This is a genomic window from Labrenzia sp. THAF191a (assembly GCF_009363335.1).
In the GTDB taxonomy this organism is placed as follows: Bacteria; Pseudomonadota; Alphaproteobacteria; order Rhizobiales; family Stappiaceae; genus Roseibium; species Roseibium algicola.
The window spans coordinates 5,238,398-5,251,187 of record NZ_CP045333.1 but is presented as its reverse complement, the minus strand read 5'-3'; the positions used below and the strand labels follow the sequence as shown (position 1 = coordinate 5,251,187).

General features: G+C 58.4%; 14 protein-coding genes. All 14 read left to right on the top strand.

The genetic code is table 11. The features are described 5' to 3' along the window. Positions 1–23: 23 nt before the first annotated feature. Positions 24–1,061, top strand: a complete 1,038-nt coding sequence (locus tag FIV05_RS24170) for an enoyl-CoA hydratase/isomerase family protein (protein ID WP_152511272.1) — start codon at positions 24–26, stop codon at positions 1,059–1,061. A 23-nt stretch (positions 1,062–1,084) separates the two neighbouring features. Then, positions 1,085–1,504, top strand: coding sequence for a DUF6163 family protein (locus tag FIV05_RS24165; protein ID WP_023003800.1), 420 nt, complete (start codon positions 1,085–1,087; stop codon positions 1,502–1,504). Positions 1,505–1,604: 100 nt separating this feature from the next. Continuing rightward, positions 1,605–2,495: a 3-hydroxyisobutyrate dehydrogenase gene (mmsB, locus tag FIV05_RS24160; protein WP_152511271.1), complete on the top strand. Its 891-nt coding sequence runs from the start codon at positions 1,605–1,607 to the stop codon at positions 2,493–2,495. A gap of 154 nt (positions 2,496–2,649) precedes the next feature. Continuing rightward, on the top strand, positions 2,650–3,165 hold the full coding sequence (locus FIV05_RS24155; RefSeq protein WP_023003802.1) for a winged helix DNA-binding protein: 516 nt from the start codon (positions 2,650–2,652) through the stop codon (positions 3,163–3,165). Between the two features lie 359 nt (positions 3,166–3,524). After that, a complete protein-coding gene (locus tag FIV05_RS24150; RefSeq protein ID WP_023003803.1) occupies positions 3,525–4,829 on the top strand; it encodes a L,D-transpeptidase family protein in 1,305 nt (434 codons plus the stop codon). Between the two features lie 128 nt (positions 4,830–4,957). Next, the gene (locus tag FIV05_RS24145) at positions 4,958–5,185 is read left to right on the top strand and encodes a serine hydroxymethyltransferase (RefSeq protein ID WP_152507022.1); all 228 of its coding nucleotides are present in this window, start codon (positions 4,958–4,960) and stop codon (positions 5,183–5,185) included. 407 nt (positions 5,186–5,592) lie between these two features. Beyond that, a complete protein-coding gene (gene glyA / locus FIV05_RS24140; RefSeq protein ID WP_031270645.1) occupies positions 5,593–6,903 on the top strand; it encodes a serine hydroxymethyltransferase in 1,311 nt (436 codons plus the stop codon). A gap of 28 nt (positions 6,904–6,931) precedes the next feature. After that, positions 6,932–7,408 carry a transcriptional regulator NrdR gene (gene nrdR / locus FIV05_RS24135; protein WP_023003806.1) on the top strand — a complete coding sequence of 159 codons (477 nt, stop codon included), beginning with the start codon at positions 6,932–6,934 and terminating at the stop codon, positions 7,406–7,408. A gap of 20 nt (positions 7,409–7,428) precedes the next feature. Further along, the gene (gene ribD / locus FIV05_RS24130) at positions 7,429–8,553 is read left to right on the top strand and encodes a bifunctional diaminohydroxyphosphoribosylaminopyrimidine deaminase/5-amino-6-(5-phosphoribosylamino)uracil reductase RibD (protein WP_152511270.1); all 1,125 of its coding nucleotides are present in this window, start codon (positions 7,429–7,431) and stop codon (positions 8,551–8,553) included. 1 nt (position 8,554) lies between these two features. Further along, positions 8,555–9,166 (top strand): riboflavin synthase, encoded by a 612-nt coding sequence (locus FIV05_RS24125; RefSeq protein WP_152511269.1) that lies wholly within the window; start codon positions 8,555–8,557, stop codon positions 9,164–9,166. A 157-nt stretch (positions 9,167–9,323) separates the two neighbouring features. Beyond that, positions 9,324–9,773 carry a 6,7-dimethyl-8-ribityllumazine synthase gene (gene ribH, locus FIV05_RS24120; RefSeq protein ID WP_023003809.1) on the top strand — a complete coding sequence of 150 codons (450 nt, stop codon included), beginning with the start codon at positions 9,324–9,326 and terminating at the stop codon, positions 9,771–9,773. A gap of 5 nt (positions 9,774–9,778) precedes the next feature. Beyond that, positions 9,779–10,300, top strand: coding sequence for a transcription antitermination factor NusB (gene nusB / locus FIV05_RS24115; RefSeq protein ID WP_152511268.1), 522 nt, complete (start codon positions 9,779–9,781; stop codon positions 10,298–10,300). Between the two features lie 2 nt (positions 10,301–10,302). Continuing rightward, positions 10,303–11,301 (top strand): thiamine-phosphate kinase, encoded by a 999-nt coding sequence (thiL, locus tag FIV05_RS24110; protein ID WP_152511267.1) that lies wholly within the window; start codon positions 10,303–10,305, stop codon positions 11,299–11,301. 218 nt (positions 11,302–11,519) lie between these two features. Next, a complete protein-coding gene (locus FIV05_RS24105) occupies positions 11,520–12,743 on the top strand; it encodes an MFS transporter (RefSeq protein WP_152511266.1) in 1,224 nt (407 codons plus the stop codon). Positions 12,744–12,790 lie beyond the last annotated feature (47 nt).

The window sequence follows — 12,790 nt, the reverse complement described above, 5'->3', positions numbered from 1 at the left end:
ACTCTTCTTTTTGCGAGGCGCCAGTGAGCGACGAGATTCTTTTCCAGAAGCGCGGCAAGGCCGGGTTTGTCATCCTGAACCGGCCGAAGGCACTGAATGCGATCAACCACGCCATGGTCCTGGCAATGGCCGAGCAATTGTCGCGCTGGGCGGAAGATCCGGAAATCGCACACATCGTCGTTACGGGTGCTGGCGACAAGGCGTTCTGCGCAGGTGGCGACATTCGCAGCATCTATGATGCCCGAATGAGCGGGCAGACCGATGGCCTGAGCGCCTTCTTCCGTGACGAGTACATGCTCAACGCACAGATCAAGGCCTATCCGAAGCCTTACATCGCTCTCGTCAACGGGATTGTCATGGGAGGCGGTGTCGGGGTGTCGGTTCATGGCAGCTATCGCATCGGCACGGAAAAGACTTTGTTTGCGATGCCTGAAACCGGAATTGGCTTTTTCCCGGATGTCGGCGGGACATTCTTCCTGCCGCGCATGCCCAGGAACAGCGGCGTCTACTGTGCACTTAGCTCCGGCAGGCTGAAACAGGGCGATGCTCTGGCTACCGGCGTCCTGACCCACGCCGTTTCGGAAGAAAGCCTTGCTGACCTGGAACAGGACCTTGAAACAGCAGACGATATCGGCGCAGTGCTTGCGCCGTATCTGACGACGCCGGAGAAGGGGCCCGTCTGCGAAAGTCTCGACGTTATCGACGAGATCTTTTCGGCTGCATCGGTGGAAGACATTCTGTCGCGTCTGGATGCTTCACAGAGTGAATTTGCCGGGAAGGCCGCTGCCGCGATCCGGCAAAAATCACCGACAAGCGTTCTGATTGCTTTCGAGCAAATGAAGCGAGGCCGCAAGCTTTCCTTCAATGAATGCATGAAGCTTGAATATCGCATCGTCTCGCGCATTCTGCAGGGGACGGAGTTCTACGAAGGCATTCGTGCTGTGCTGGTCGACAAGGATCAGACGCCAAAATGGTCGCCTGCCCAGTTTGGCCAAGTGGACAGCGCCGAGCTGGCGTCGTATTTCGAGGAACCTGCTGACGGAGATCTGCCGCTCAGCTGAGCTCAACCTGACCCGGACAGCACATGATTACCAGCTTTCAGGACCTGATCGATTCCCGCCCACCCTGGAGCACGCTGCTGATCTGGTATCTGCGCGGCATTGCGATCATTCTCATCGGCGGCGGCGTCATCTACTGGGCCCGCATTATCGGCATCGTCGAATGGCGTGGATTGTGGTTCTGGGATATGCCCGTGGCGCTGCAGGGAGCCATCGTCTTTTTTGCCGTCCTGGATCTGGTGGCCGCGACCGGCCTCTGGCTGACCGTGTCCTGGGGCACGGTGATGTGGATTTTCCGCTGCTTCTGCCAGATCGTCATGCACACAGCCTTTTCCGATCTCTACGGCCGCCGGCCATATGAAATCGCCTTCTACCTGCTGACAATCGCAATCTATGCCGGACTGGCCTTCCTGATGGACAGGGAAAACAAGGCCAATGCCGGCTGACGGCGGTTGAATCAGTTTTTGAAGTGCCTGGAACGGCAGTTCAAGACGGCCAGCCAACAGATTCAAAATCAACATGAAATCTCTTTGGGAGGAAACCATCATGAGCACTATCGGATTTATCGGTCTTGGCAACATGGGCGGACCGATGGCGATCAATCTCGTCAAGGCAGGGCACAAGGTACTCGGCTTTGATCTGTCCGAAGCGGCCATGGCGGCACACGAAGCGGAGGGTGGTGAAAGGGCAGGTAGTGTCGCTGACCTGGCTGCTGCTGCCGACGTGATCGTCACCATGCTGCCCGCCGGAAAGCATGTCCGCCAGATCTATGAAGGCGAGGGCGGCATTCTCGACAACGCCAAGCCCGGCACTCTCATGATCGATTCCTCGACCATCGACGTCGACAGCGCCCGTGCGGTCAGCGCGGCGGCAGAGGCCAGAGGCATGAAAATGGTCGACGCACCGGTCTCCGGCGGTGTTGCGGGCGCAGCGGGTGGAACGCTGACTTTCATGGTCGGTGGATCCGCCGAGGCATTCGAAGCGGCGAAAACCTATCTCGACATCATGGGCAAGACCATCGTGCATGCAGGCGACGCCGGAACCGGTCAGGCGGCGAAGATCTGCAACAACATGATCCTCGGCATTTCCATGATTGCCGTGTCGGAGGCATTCGTGCTCGCCGAGAAGCTGGGTCTGGACAAGCAGAAGTTGTTTGACATCTCCTCGACCGCGTCCGGTCAGTGCTGGTCCCTGACATCCTACTGCCCGGTGCCAGGTCCGCTGCCGTCGTCTCCGGCGAACCGGGATTATCAACCTGGGTTTGCAGCCGCGATGATGCTCAAGGATCTGAAACTTGCTCAGGAAGCAGCAAATTCGGCCGGCGCGGCAACGCCGTTGGGCGCGGAAGCAGCGGCGCTCTATTCGCTGTTCTGTAATACAGGTGGCGAAGCCCAGGATTTCTCAGGGATTGTGAAGTTCCTCCGCGGAACATCGTAAACAACTTGTTAAAGGGAAGTCTAAAACGCCCCTTGGAAGTTAACGGATGATTCAGCGTGTCTCTTAAGCGGATTTTAGAATCGCTCGGTTAGATTGCGAAACAAGGCGGGAAAAATATCCGTCCAACGACAGGTACTAAAAGAGGCGCAATCACATGATCACCGCAAGTAGGGCAGTCGACGCTGTTGCACAGAGTGAAGGGGAAGAGCTTGAGATCAAGCCGCTTTACCTAGAGGCTCTTACGCTCGTTGAGCGACTGCATCGGCGTCTGCTCGACGTCATCAAGGACGAATTCGACCGCATGGGCCGGTCCGACGTAAACAGCGTGCAGGCACTGCTGCTGTTCAACATCGGCGACAGCGAACTGACTGCCGGTGAACTGCGGACACGCGGTTACTACCTGGGGTCGAATGTCTCCTACAACCTGAAGAAGCTGGTCGAGACCGGTTACATCCACCATCAGCGTTCGCGCATGGACCGTCGGTCTGTCCGCGTCAGCCTGACGGAAAAGGGTCGGGAAGTGGCCAAGATCGTGAACGATCTTTATGAGCGTCACATGCTGTCCGTGGAACAGGTCGGCGAAATCGGTCCGCAGGACTTTGTGGCTCTGAACAAGTCCCTGCGCCGTCTGGAGCGGTTCTGGACCGACCAGATCCTTTACCGCCTGTAAGACATTCGCGGAACATTCAGATGACAAGGCACCGCCCATTGGGCGGTGCTTTCTGTTTTTCAGCCTCAAGTTGCCGACCTCACGCAAATTTGCACAGCCGGAATTCTCGAACGGCAGAGAATCAAAGCTATGGTGCAGGCAGTTTCAACTGCTGAGGCAAAGTTGACATCTTGTGGTCACATTGGAATGGCTTTGTGCAGTGCTCCTGAATCCGAGATGGTTAAAAAATCAAGCGATTTGTTAACTCCCTTCCGTTAGGACTGGGAGCAGGAACCGCCGGGGTGGCCTGTTTTGTTGGTCTCAACCCCGCGTACTTGAAGAACATTTGCGCCGAATGGCGCTGCAACATGGGGTCGGCGATGAACCTTTTATCCGGACCGTTCGGGATAAAGCGTCACTGGAAGTGGACTGCTGGAAAAACGCTCAAGAGCATGATGATGCTGGGCGTGGTAACTCCAGTCATGATCGCAACTGGTGCGCAGGCACAGACGGCCCCGATGACATTCGCACAGAACCAGCAGGTTGAATGGGCGGATAACTTTGACATCGCGACGGACCACATCACGGAAGTGAAATCCTCTGCTCCGACGTTGTCGCCGCAGACGGCCGACTATATCGCGGCAGCGATCGATCGTTATCAGCGCATTGTCCAGGCCGGTGGCTGGGGAACAGTGTCTGCTGGTGGCAAGGCGCTTCGCATCGGTGCCAAGGATCCGCGCGTCGTGGAACTTCGCCGCCGCTTGATCGTTTCCGGCGATCTTGAACAGCAGGCCGGCCTCTCCGACACCTTCGATTCTTACGTGGATGCAGGGCTGCGTCGTTTTCAGCTTCGTCACGGTCTTATTCCGGACGGCGTGATGGGCGACGGCACCGTGACTGCGCTGAACATTTCGGCTGACGTACGTCTGCGCCAACTCGAAACCAACATGATCCGTATGCGGTCCATGTCCGGTTTCCTGGGCGACCGCTACGTGATGGTCAACATTCCGGCAGCAGAGATCGAGGCGGTCGAAAACGGCATGGTCCGTTCGCGCCACACGGCCGTTGTGGGCAAGATCGACCGCCAGACGCCGATCCTCAACAGCAAGATCTACGAGTTGAACTTCAATCCGTACTGGACGGTGCCGAAGTCGATCATCCGCAAGGACCTGATCCCGAAGATGAAAGAGGATCCGCAGTACCTTGCGAAGAACAATATCCGCATCTTCGACTGGAGCAACAACGAGCTGAACTGGCAACAGATCGACTGGAACACGGATGAGGCGACCCAGTATCGCTTCACCCAGGATCCGGGCTCGGAAAACTCGCTCGGGTCGGTGCGCATCAACTTCCACAACAAACACCAGGTCTATCTGCACGATACGCCGTCCAAGACCCTGTTTGGCGAAGCCAACCGGTTCCATTCTTCGGGCTGCGTGCGCGTTCAGAATGTGCGAGAGCTGGTGACCTGGCTATTGCAGTCGACAACTCCTGACTGGGATCGGGGACGTGTCGATGGTGTCATCCGCACCGGCGATCGTGAAGACGTGAAACTGAAATCGCAGATTCCGCTTTATCTCACCTACATCACCGCCTGGGCAAACGCCGACGGTGTGGTGCATTTCCGCGATGATATCTACGACCGCGACGACCTCTACGGAACGGGTGAGCAAGCACGCCTGTAGCAGTCGCCAAGCGTCAAACAATTGTTTCCTGTCCAGAAACGTCGGCCTTGATCGGGCCGGCGTTTCATGGATTCTAGCTCCATTCGCATGCTTGTTCGACAACGGGGTGCTGGATCAGGAGAACGGCAATGAGTCGCGAAGAGCGGCCTGGTGAAATTTATCTTGAGTTTCGGCCGATCGGTCAGCAGGTCAAGGTCACAGCCATTGACGCGGCGACCGGTTTTGAAGTGTCGGTCTTCGGGCCGGCTTCAGCGGCTCAGGAAGATCTGAAGCGGATTGCCGTTCGAAAACTTCGCCGCCGCCTTGAACAGGAAGCCTTGACTGCGCAGAACAGGCCTGACCCGACCCTTTATTGATGGTTTGTCTTAAGTCTCTGCTTCCGCAACAGGTTTCGATAAAACAACTATCAATTTAAATCGTTTTGAGAAGAACGGCGCACCAGATCGATTTGCGAGAGCAGATTTGAATTGTGCCCGGGTATTGTTTTGATGCTGGTCAAATGACCGGCGATGAAGATCGGATCTGTTGCAAGTGTAACTTGTTGGGTTCTCAGTTTAGATTTGGGCTGAGGTTGCGAAAACTTGTTTCGTTCAAGATTTGGCAGCTGTGTCGTTTTCCAAACTGGACGCGTCGGTATGCCCCTTGGTTCTGGTCGGGGGGTGTGTTAATTCCTCGCCTCACACAGGCATGACGGTCGAAAGCGTCCTTCCGGACATTGGCCGCCGATGCTCCTGATCTATCAAAAGAACACAAGGATGGCGCTATGTCTTTGATGGAAAGCTCCGATCAGTCCCTGCAGTCCGGTTTCTTCACCCGCAGCCTTGCTGAAGCCGATCCGGATATCTTCGACACGATCGGCAAGGAACTCGGCCGTCAGCAGCATGAAATCGAGCTGATTGCTTCGGAAAACATCGTTTCCCGCGCAGTGCTGGAAGCGCAGGGCTCGATCTTCACCAACAAATATGCCGAAGGTTATCCGGGCAAGCGCTACTATGGCGGTTGTGAGTTCGCCGACATTGCCGAAACGCTGGCAATCGAGCGCGCGAAGGAATTGTTCGGCTGCCAGTTTGCCAACGTTCAGCCGAACTCCGGCAGCCAGATGAACCAGGCGGTGTTCCTGGCTCTTCTGCAGCCTGGCGACACCTTCATGGGCCTGGATCTCAACTCCGGTGGTCACCTGACCCACGGCTCCCCGGTCAATATGTCAGGCAAGTGGTTCAACGTCGTCTCCTATGGCGTGCGTGAGGACGACCATCTGCTCGACATGGATGAGGTCGAGCGCCTTGCCAACGAACACAAGCCCAAGCTGATCCTGGCCGGCGGCACCGCCTATTCCCGCATTTGGGACTGGAAGCGCTTCCGCGAAATCGCCGACAGCATTGGTGCCTATCTCATGGTCGACATGGCGCATATTGCCGGTCTGGTTGCAGGTGGGGTCCACCCGTCGCCGGTGCCGCACGCCCACGTCGTCACCACCACCACCCACAAGTCCCTGCGCGGCCCGCGCGGCGGCATGATCCTGAGCAACGACGAAGCGATCGCCAAGAAGATCAATTCGGCCGTCTTCCCGGGTCTTCAGGGTGGCCCGCTGATGCATGTGATTGCTGCCAAGGCAGTTGCCTTTAAGGAAGCACTGCAGCCGGAGTTCAAGGCTTATGCCCGCGCCGTTCAGGAAAACGCCAAGGTTCTGGCTGAAGTCCTGAAGGAGCAGGGTCTGGATATCGTATCTGGCGGCACCGACAACCACCTGATGCTGGTGGATCTGCGTCCGAAGAACGCCACCGGCAAGGTGGCTGAAAAATCTCTCGGCCGCGCCAACATCACCTGCAACAAGAACGGTATCCCGTTCGACCCGGAAAAGCCGTTTGTCACGTCTGGCGTTCGTCTCGGCACCCCGGCAGCAACCACCCGCGGCTTCGGTGTTGCGGAATTCCGCGAAGTCGGTCTGCTGATCACGGAAGTGTTGGACGGTTTGAAGGCCGCAAACAGTGAAGAGGGCAACGCGGCAGTTGAAGCGGCGGTCAAAGCCAAGGTAGAAGCACTGACGGCCCGGTTCCCGATCTACGGGGGCTAATCGCGGGCTCGCTCAGGAGCTTTAAGACATGAGATGTCCGTTTTGCGGGGGTGAGGAAACCCAGGTCAAGGATTCCCGCCCGACCGAGGACAATACAGCCATCCGCCGCCGCAGGATCTGCAATACCTGCGGCGGCCGGTTCACCACCTTCGAGCGCGTGCAGCTGCGCGAACTCCTGGTGCTCAAACGCTCCGGTCGCCGCGTTCCCTTCGACAGGGAAAAACTGATGCGGTCCGTGCAGATCGCGGTGCGCAAGCGTCCCGTGGATCCTGACAAGATCGAACGCATGGTCTCCGGCATCGTTCGCCAGCTCGAAAGTTCGGGCGAAACCGAAATCACCGCGGAAACCATCGGCAACCACGTCATGGAAGGCCTCAAGGGCATCGATGACGTTGCCTATGTCCGCTTTGCCTCCGTTTACAAGAATTTCCGAGAGGCGAAGGATTTCGAAGCCCTTCTGGATGAGCTGAGCGATCCGGACGGACAGCCGCTCAAAAACTCCTGACCTGCAGTACCCGGTTCTTGATGTCCGAACTTTCCAATCTTGATGCCCGTTTCATGGCGGCCGCCGAACGCCTTGCCCGTCGTGGTCTCGGCCGTGTGTGGCCCAATCCATCTGTGGCTGCGCTCATCGTCCGTTTCGACGCAGGTGCCGCTGTTCTCGTGGGCAGAGGCGTCACGTCACGTCCAGGCATGGCGCATGCGGAAGTCAACGCCTTGAACCAGGCAGGGGACAGGGCGAAAGGGGCGACCTGTTACGTCACGCTGGAGCCATGTTCCCACTACGGCCGGACCCCGCCTTGCGCCAAGGCTCTGATCGAGGCGGGCGTGAAACGCGTGGTCGTCGGCATGCTGGACCCGAACCCACGTGTCGCTGGCCGTGGTGTCGCCATGCTGCGCGATGCGGGCATCGAGGTGGAAGTGGGGGTGCGCGAAAAGGCCATGCATGCGCTTTACCGGGGGTTCACCTACCGGCAACTGAAGCAGCGTCCGGTGGTGTTCCTGAAGCTAGCTGTTTCCAGGGATGGATTTATCGGTCGGGCAGGCGAAGGTCAGGTCAAGATCTCCGGTGCCCTGTCGATGCGCAAGGTCCATGGATTTCGCGCCGAATGCGATGCAATCCTGGTCGGTTCAGGCACGGCGCTTGCCGATGACCCGCAACTGACCTGCAGACTTCCGGGCCTCGCGGATCGCTCTCCTGTGCGGGTCATCATCGACCGCTGCGCCCGGCTGCCATTGACTTCCAAACTGGTGCAAACCTGCGTCGACGTGCCTGTCTGGCTTGTGTGTGGCAATGCGGCGGATGCTGACAAGCTGGCGGACCTGGCGGCTGCTGGTGTCAACGTCATCCGGGTGCCCGCTGAAGAAACCGGCATCAAGCCCTCTGTCATCCTGAGTGCGCTGGCAACACGCGGCATAACGCGGGTGATGGTTGAAGGTGGTTCCCGTCTGGCGTCGTCTTTCCTGGCGGCGGATCTGGTGGATGATCTTTGTGTCGTTACCGGGGATATCGTAATCGGCGAAGGTGGCATACCTGCTCTGCACGGTCTTGACCTTGCAGATGTTCTCAAAGACCCCAAATTCGAGCGGGTCGATGCGGGCCGTTTCGGTCCGGACAGTTTTGTTTATCTCAGACGGCGCGGAGCCTGACATGTTCACCGGAATTGTGACCGACCTCGGCGAGATCCTCGCTATCGACAAGATCCCTGCCGGAATGCGGACGCGGATCCGCACCGCCTACGATACGAATGGCTTCGACATCGGGGCTTCGATTTCCTGTTCCGGTGTCTGCCACACGGTGACAGCCAAGGACAACGGATCCAATGGCAACTGGTTCGAAGTGGAATCGGCAGCCGAAACCCTGGCGCTGACCAACGTCGCATCCTGGAAAGTGGGGCAGAAACTCAATCTGGAACGCTCGCTGACGATGGGTGCGGAGCTGGGCGGGCACCTGGTTCTTGGCCATGTCGATGGACTTACAACGGTGACAAAGCGTGAAGACCATCCAGATTCGGTCTATTTCCAGTTCGAGGCACCAGAAGAAGCCGCCCCCTTCATCGCCAAGAAAGGCTCGGTCGCACTCGACGGTACGTCCCTCACGGTGAACGAGGTCGACGGCTTGCTCTTCTCCGTCTTCCTGATCCCGCATACGCTCGAAGTCACGACCTGGTCCGATCGGCAGGTCGGTGACAAGATCAACCTGGAAGTGGATATGATGGCCCGCTACGCCGCCCGTCTTGCGGAATTCTCCAAGACCGGGTAGGGGACGGTCCCAACACCTTCGAAAAGAGCTAATATCATTTACCGCCTTAACCACGGGACGAACTCGTCACCGGGATATCGTGGTCCTTTACGAATGAGACTGGACAAACCGGGGCAGACGTGGTTCCTGTCGCGGCCTTACATAGGAACGAAAACCCATGAGCGCTGCACCGAAACTTCTGATCATCGAAGCCCGTTTCTACGAGGATCTGGCCGATGCTCTCGCAGAAGGCGCGATCAAGACCATTGAGGCTGCCGGCGCAAGCTATGACCGGATCGCGGTTCCGGGCGTCCTGGAAATTCCGGCTGCCCTGTCCATGGCTCTGACGGCAATGGAAAACGACGGCGAGCTTTACGACGGCTTCGTTCTGCTGGGTGTCGTCATTCGCGGCGAGACAACCCACTACGATATTGTTGCCAATGAATCGAACCGGGTGATCATGGATTTGATCGTCGATGCGGATCTGGCTGTCGGAAATGGTATCCTGACCGTTGAAAACGGTGAGCAGGCATGGGCCCGCGCGAAGGTGGACGACAAGGACAAAGGCGGCGCGGCTGCCCGTGCTGCCCTCGACATGATCGCCCTGCGCGAGCGGCTTGGAGTATAAGAAGAATGACCGGAAAGGCCGACCCGGAAAAACCGGCTGGAAAAACTGTGCGCCCTGCAAACAAACGCGGCGTGGCTCGCCTTGCCGCTGTTCAGGCTCTTTATCAGATGGACGTAGGCGGTGCGCCGCTGACCAGTGTCGTCAGCGAATTCACTGCCTTTCGCCTCGGCAAGGAAATCGACGGTGCGCAGTATCGCGAAGCCGACGAACAATGGTTCAAGCAGATCCTTGCCGGCGTTGTGGAGGACCAGAAGTTTCTGGATCCCTACATTCACAATGCGTTGGCCGAAGACTGGCCTCTGAAGCGTATCGACAGCCTGCTGCGGGCCATCCTCCGCTCGGGCTCCTACGAGCTGCTGCGCCGCAAGGATGTTCCGGCCAAGGTGATCATTTCCGAGTATATCGACGTTACCAAGGCCTTCTTCGATGATGATGAGCCCGGCCTTGTCAACGGCGTGCTCGACCGTCTTGCGCATGAATTGCGCAGCGGCGAACTCGAGGAAAAGAAAACGGACGGCGCCTCCTGATCATGGGCGCTGACCGGCCAGGCGAATTCGAGCTGATCCGGCGTTTCTTTGCCCCTTTGGCAAAAGACCCGGGCAGTCTCGGTCTGACCGACGATGCTGCGGTGCTGACACCGCGGGAAGGCCATGACCTCGTTCTGACCAAGGACGTGCTGGCGGCCGATATTCATTTCTTTGCTGAAGATGCACCGGAAGCGATTGCCGCCAAGGCACTGAGGGTCAACCTCTCGGACCTTGCGGCGAAGGGCGCAAGTCCGCGCGGCTATCTGATGGGGCTGTCCTTGCCGTCCGACTGGACAGTCGACTGGCTTGAGCGGTTCTGCAACGGCCTGGCGGCTGACCAGGCGGCCTATGATTTCCATTTGCTTGGCGGTGACACGGTCCGTTCCGGCAATGGTCTGCAAGTGTCGATCACGGCAATAGGCGAGGTTGAAACCGGCAACGCAGTTCGGCGGTCCGGGGCACGGCCGGGCGATCTTCTGTTCGTTACCGGAACCATTGGCGACGCCGCTGCCGGTCTTCAGGCGCGCCTCAATCCCGACTACTGCCGCGATCATGATCTGACTGAGAGCGAAGAAGCCCATATTCTCGACCGTTACCTGCTGCCGAGGCCGCGCACGAGGCTTGCCGGGGCGGTGACCGATTATGCTTCGGCTGCCATGGACGTGTCAGATGGCCTGTTCGCCGACTGCGCGCATATGGCCAGCGCTTCGGCGTTGGACCTCACGATCGACCTGGATCAGGTGCCGCTTTCACAGGCGCTCGCCCATCTCAAGATCAAGTCACCAGAGGACTTTGCCCGTTGCCTGAACGGTGGCGACGATTACGAAATCCTGCTGGCGGTGCCGGAAGACCTTTCAGGCACCTTCTGCCGGGTTGCTCATCTGGCCGGCTGTCCCGTCACGCAAATCGGTCATGCCCGGGCGGGTGAGGGCCGAATTCGGCTTGAGGAAGCCGGGCAACCTGTCGACTACGATCGCTTTGTGGGCTTCAGTCACTTCTAGCTGTCGCAAAGGACAGGCGCTGGAATTTTGCCAGGCCGGATCCTTCGCCCGAATGCCTGCCTCCGACGGTGTTGCGCTTTCGTGCCGCTTGGCCGCGACGTGTCGCACGTTACAGCTCTCGGCTGGTCTCCGGTTGCAAATGAAACTTCTGGTCTTTCGCGGTCGGCTGTTGGCGTGTTATGTGCCATGCAAACTTCTGCCTTCCTGAAAGTATCCAAATGACCGTGACGACCCCCGATAGCTTTGTCGACGACAGTCTGGCAAAACGAAACGCGCTGCTATTGGCTCTGGCTCAGGCTATTGGTGGGGCTTCGGCGTCGATCGTGATCGCAACGGCGCCGCTGGTCGGGTATTCGATGCTGGATACGGACAAGTCCCTGGCGACCTTGCCCGTGTCGGCGATGGTCCTGGGAACAGCTTTCGGGACCATTCCCGCCGGCATGATCATGCGCCGCTACGGCCGCAGGACCGGTTTCATGGGGGCAGCTTTGCTTGGGGCCATCGCCGGGCTGCTGGCGGCATTCGCGGTTTTCCAGGACGAGTTTCTGATGTTTGCTCTCGGGTGCTGCATCAGCGGTTTTGCAGGCGCATTCGTGCAGCAATACCGCTTTGCGGCAGCAGACACGGCAAGTGACGCCTTCAAGCCGAAGGCGATTTCATGGGTGCTTGCCGGTGGTGTTCTGGCAGGGGTGGTTGGTCCGCAAACGGTTATCGCCACCAAGGACCTGTTCTCGCCGATCCTGTTCGCCGGTACCTATCTGGCGCAGGCGGGCTTGTCACTGATTGCCTTTTTCCTCGTGGCTTTTCTCCGAATTCCAAAGCCGCAGCGGCATACCCACACCCAGGCGGGTGGACGTCCGCTGCGCCAGATCATGACACAACGCCGTTTCATCGTCGCGGCAGCCTGCGGTATCTGCTCCTATGCGCTCATGAGCATGGTGATGACGGCAACGCCGCTGGCCATGATCGGCTGCGGCCTGTCGCAGAATGACGCCACGCTTGGCATTCAGTGGCATGTGCTTGCCATGTTCGGTCCGAGTTTCTTCACGGGTAATCTCATTGGTCGCTTCGGCAAGGAACGGATCGTCTCGATTGGCCTGCTGCTACTGGCTGGATGTTCGGTGGTCGCGCTGATGGGGGTCGACCTTGCCAACTTCTGGATCGCCCTAATCCTGCTCGGCCTTGGCTGGAACTTCGGCTTCATCGGAGCCACCGCCATGCTGACGGATACCTACCGGCCCGAAGAGCGGAACCTGGTGCAGGCGGTCAACGATTTCCTGGTATTCGGCTTTGTTGCCGCCGCTTCGTTCTCGTCCGGCGCTTTGCTGAATGTCTACGGCTGGAACACGGTCACCATTCTGGTGTTTCCGTTTGTGGTGCTCTGCATCGGCTTGCTTATCTGGCTTGCAGTTGCGGAAAGAAGAGCGGATACAACCGCTTAAAGTACCTTCGAAATTCCATTTCGTCAGCGCAGCATAATTACTGCGCT

Coding starts and splice junctions, on each gene's coding strand:
- FIV05_RS24150 (WP_023003803.1), top strand. CDS start 3,525: ATGAACCTTTTATCCGGACCGTTCGGGATAAAGCGTCACTGGAAGTGG.
- FIV05_RS24165 (WP_023003800.1), top strand. CDS start 1,085: ATGATTACCAGCTTTCAGGACCTGATCGATTCCCGCCCACCCTGGAGC.
- ribD (WP_152511270.1), top strand. CDS start 7,429: ATGTCCGAACTTTCCAATCTTGATGCCCGTTTCATGGCGGCCGCCGAA.
- nrdR (WP_023003806.1), top strand. CDS start 6,932: ATGAGATGTCCGTTTTGCGGGGGTGAGGAAACCCAGGTCAAGGATTCC.
- FIV05_RS24105 (WP_152511266.1), top strand. CDS start 11,520: ATGACCGTGACGACCCCCGATAGCTTTGTCGACGACAGTCTGGCAAAA.
- mmsB (WP_152511271.1), top strand. CDS start 1,605: ATGAGCACTATCGGATTTATCGGTCTTGGCAACATGGGCGGACCGATG.
- FIV05_RS24155 (WP_023003802.1), top strand. CDS start 2,650: ATGATCACCGCAAGTAGGGCAGTCGACGCTGTTGCACAGAGTGAAGGG.
- glyA (WP_031270645.1), top strand. CDS start 5,593: ATGTCTTTGATGGAAAGCTCCGATCAGTCCCTGCAGTCCGGTTTCTTC.
- FIV05_RS24125 (WP_152511269.1), top strand. CDS start 8,555: ATGTTCACCGGAATTGTGACCGACCTCGGCGAGATCCTCGCTATCGAC.
- nusB (WP_152511268.1), top strand. CDS start 9,779: ATGACCGGAAAGGCCGACCCGGAAAAACCGGCTGGAAAAACTGTGCGC.
- ribH (WP_023003809.1), top strand. CDS start 9,324: ATGAGCGCTGCACCGAAACTTCTGATCATCGAAGCCCGTTTCTACGAG.
- thiL (WP_152511267.1), top strand. CDS start 10,303: ATGGGCGCTGACCGGCCAGGCGAATTCGAGCTGATCCGGCGTTTCTTT.
- FIV05_RS24145 (WP_152507022.1), top strand. CDS start 4,958: ATGAGTCGCGAAGAGCGGCCTGGTGAAATTTATCTTGAGTTTCGGCCG.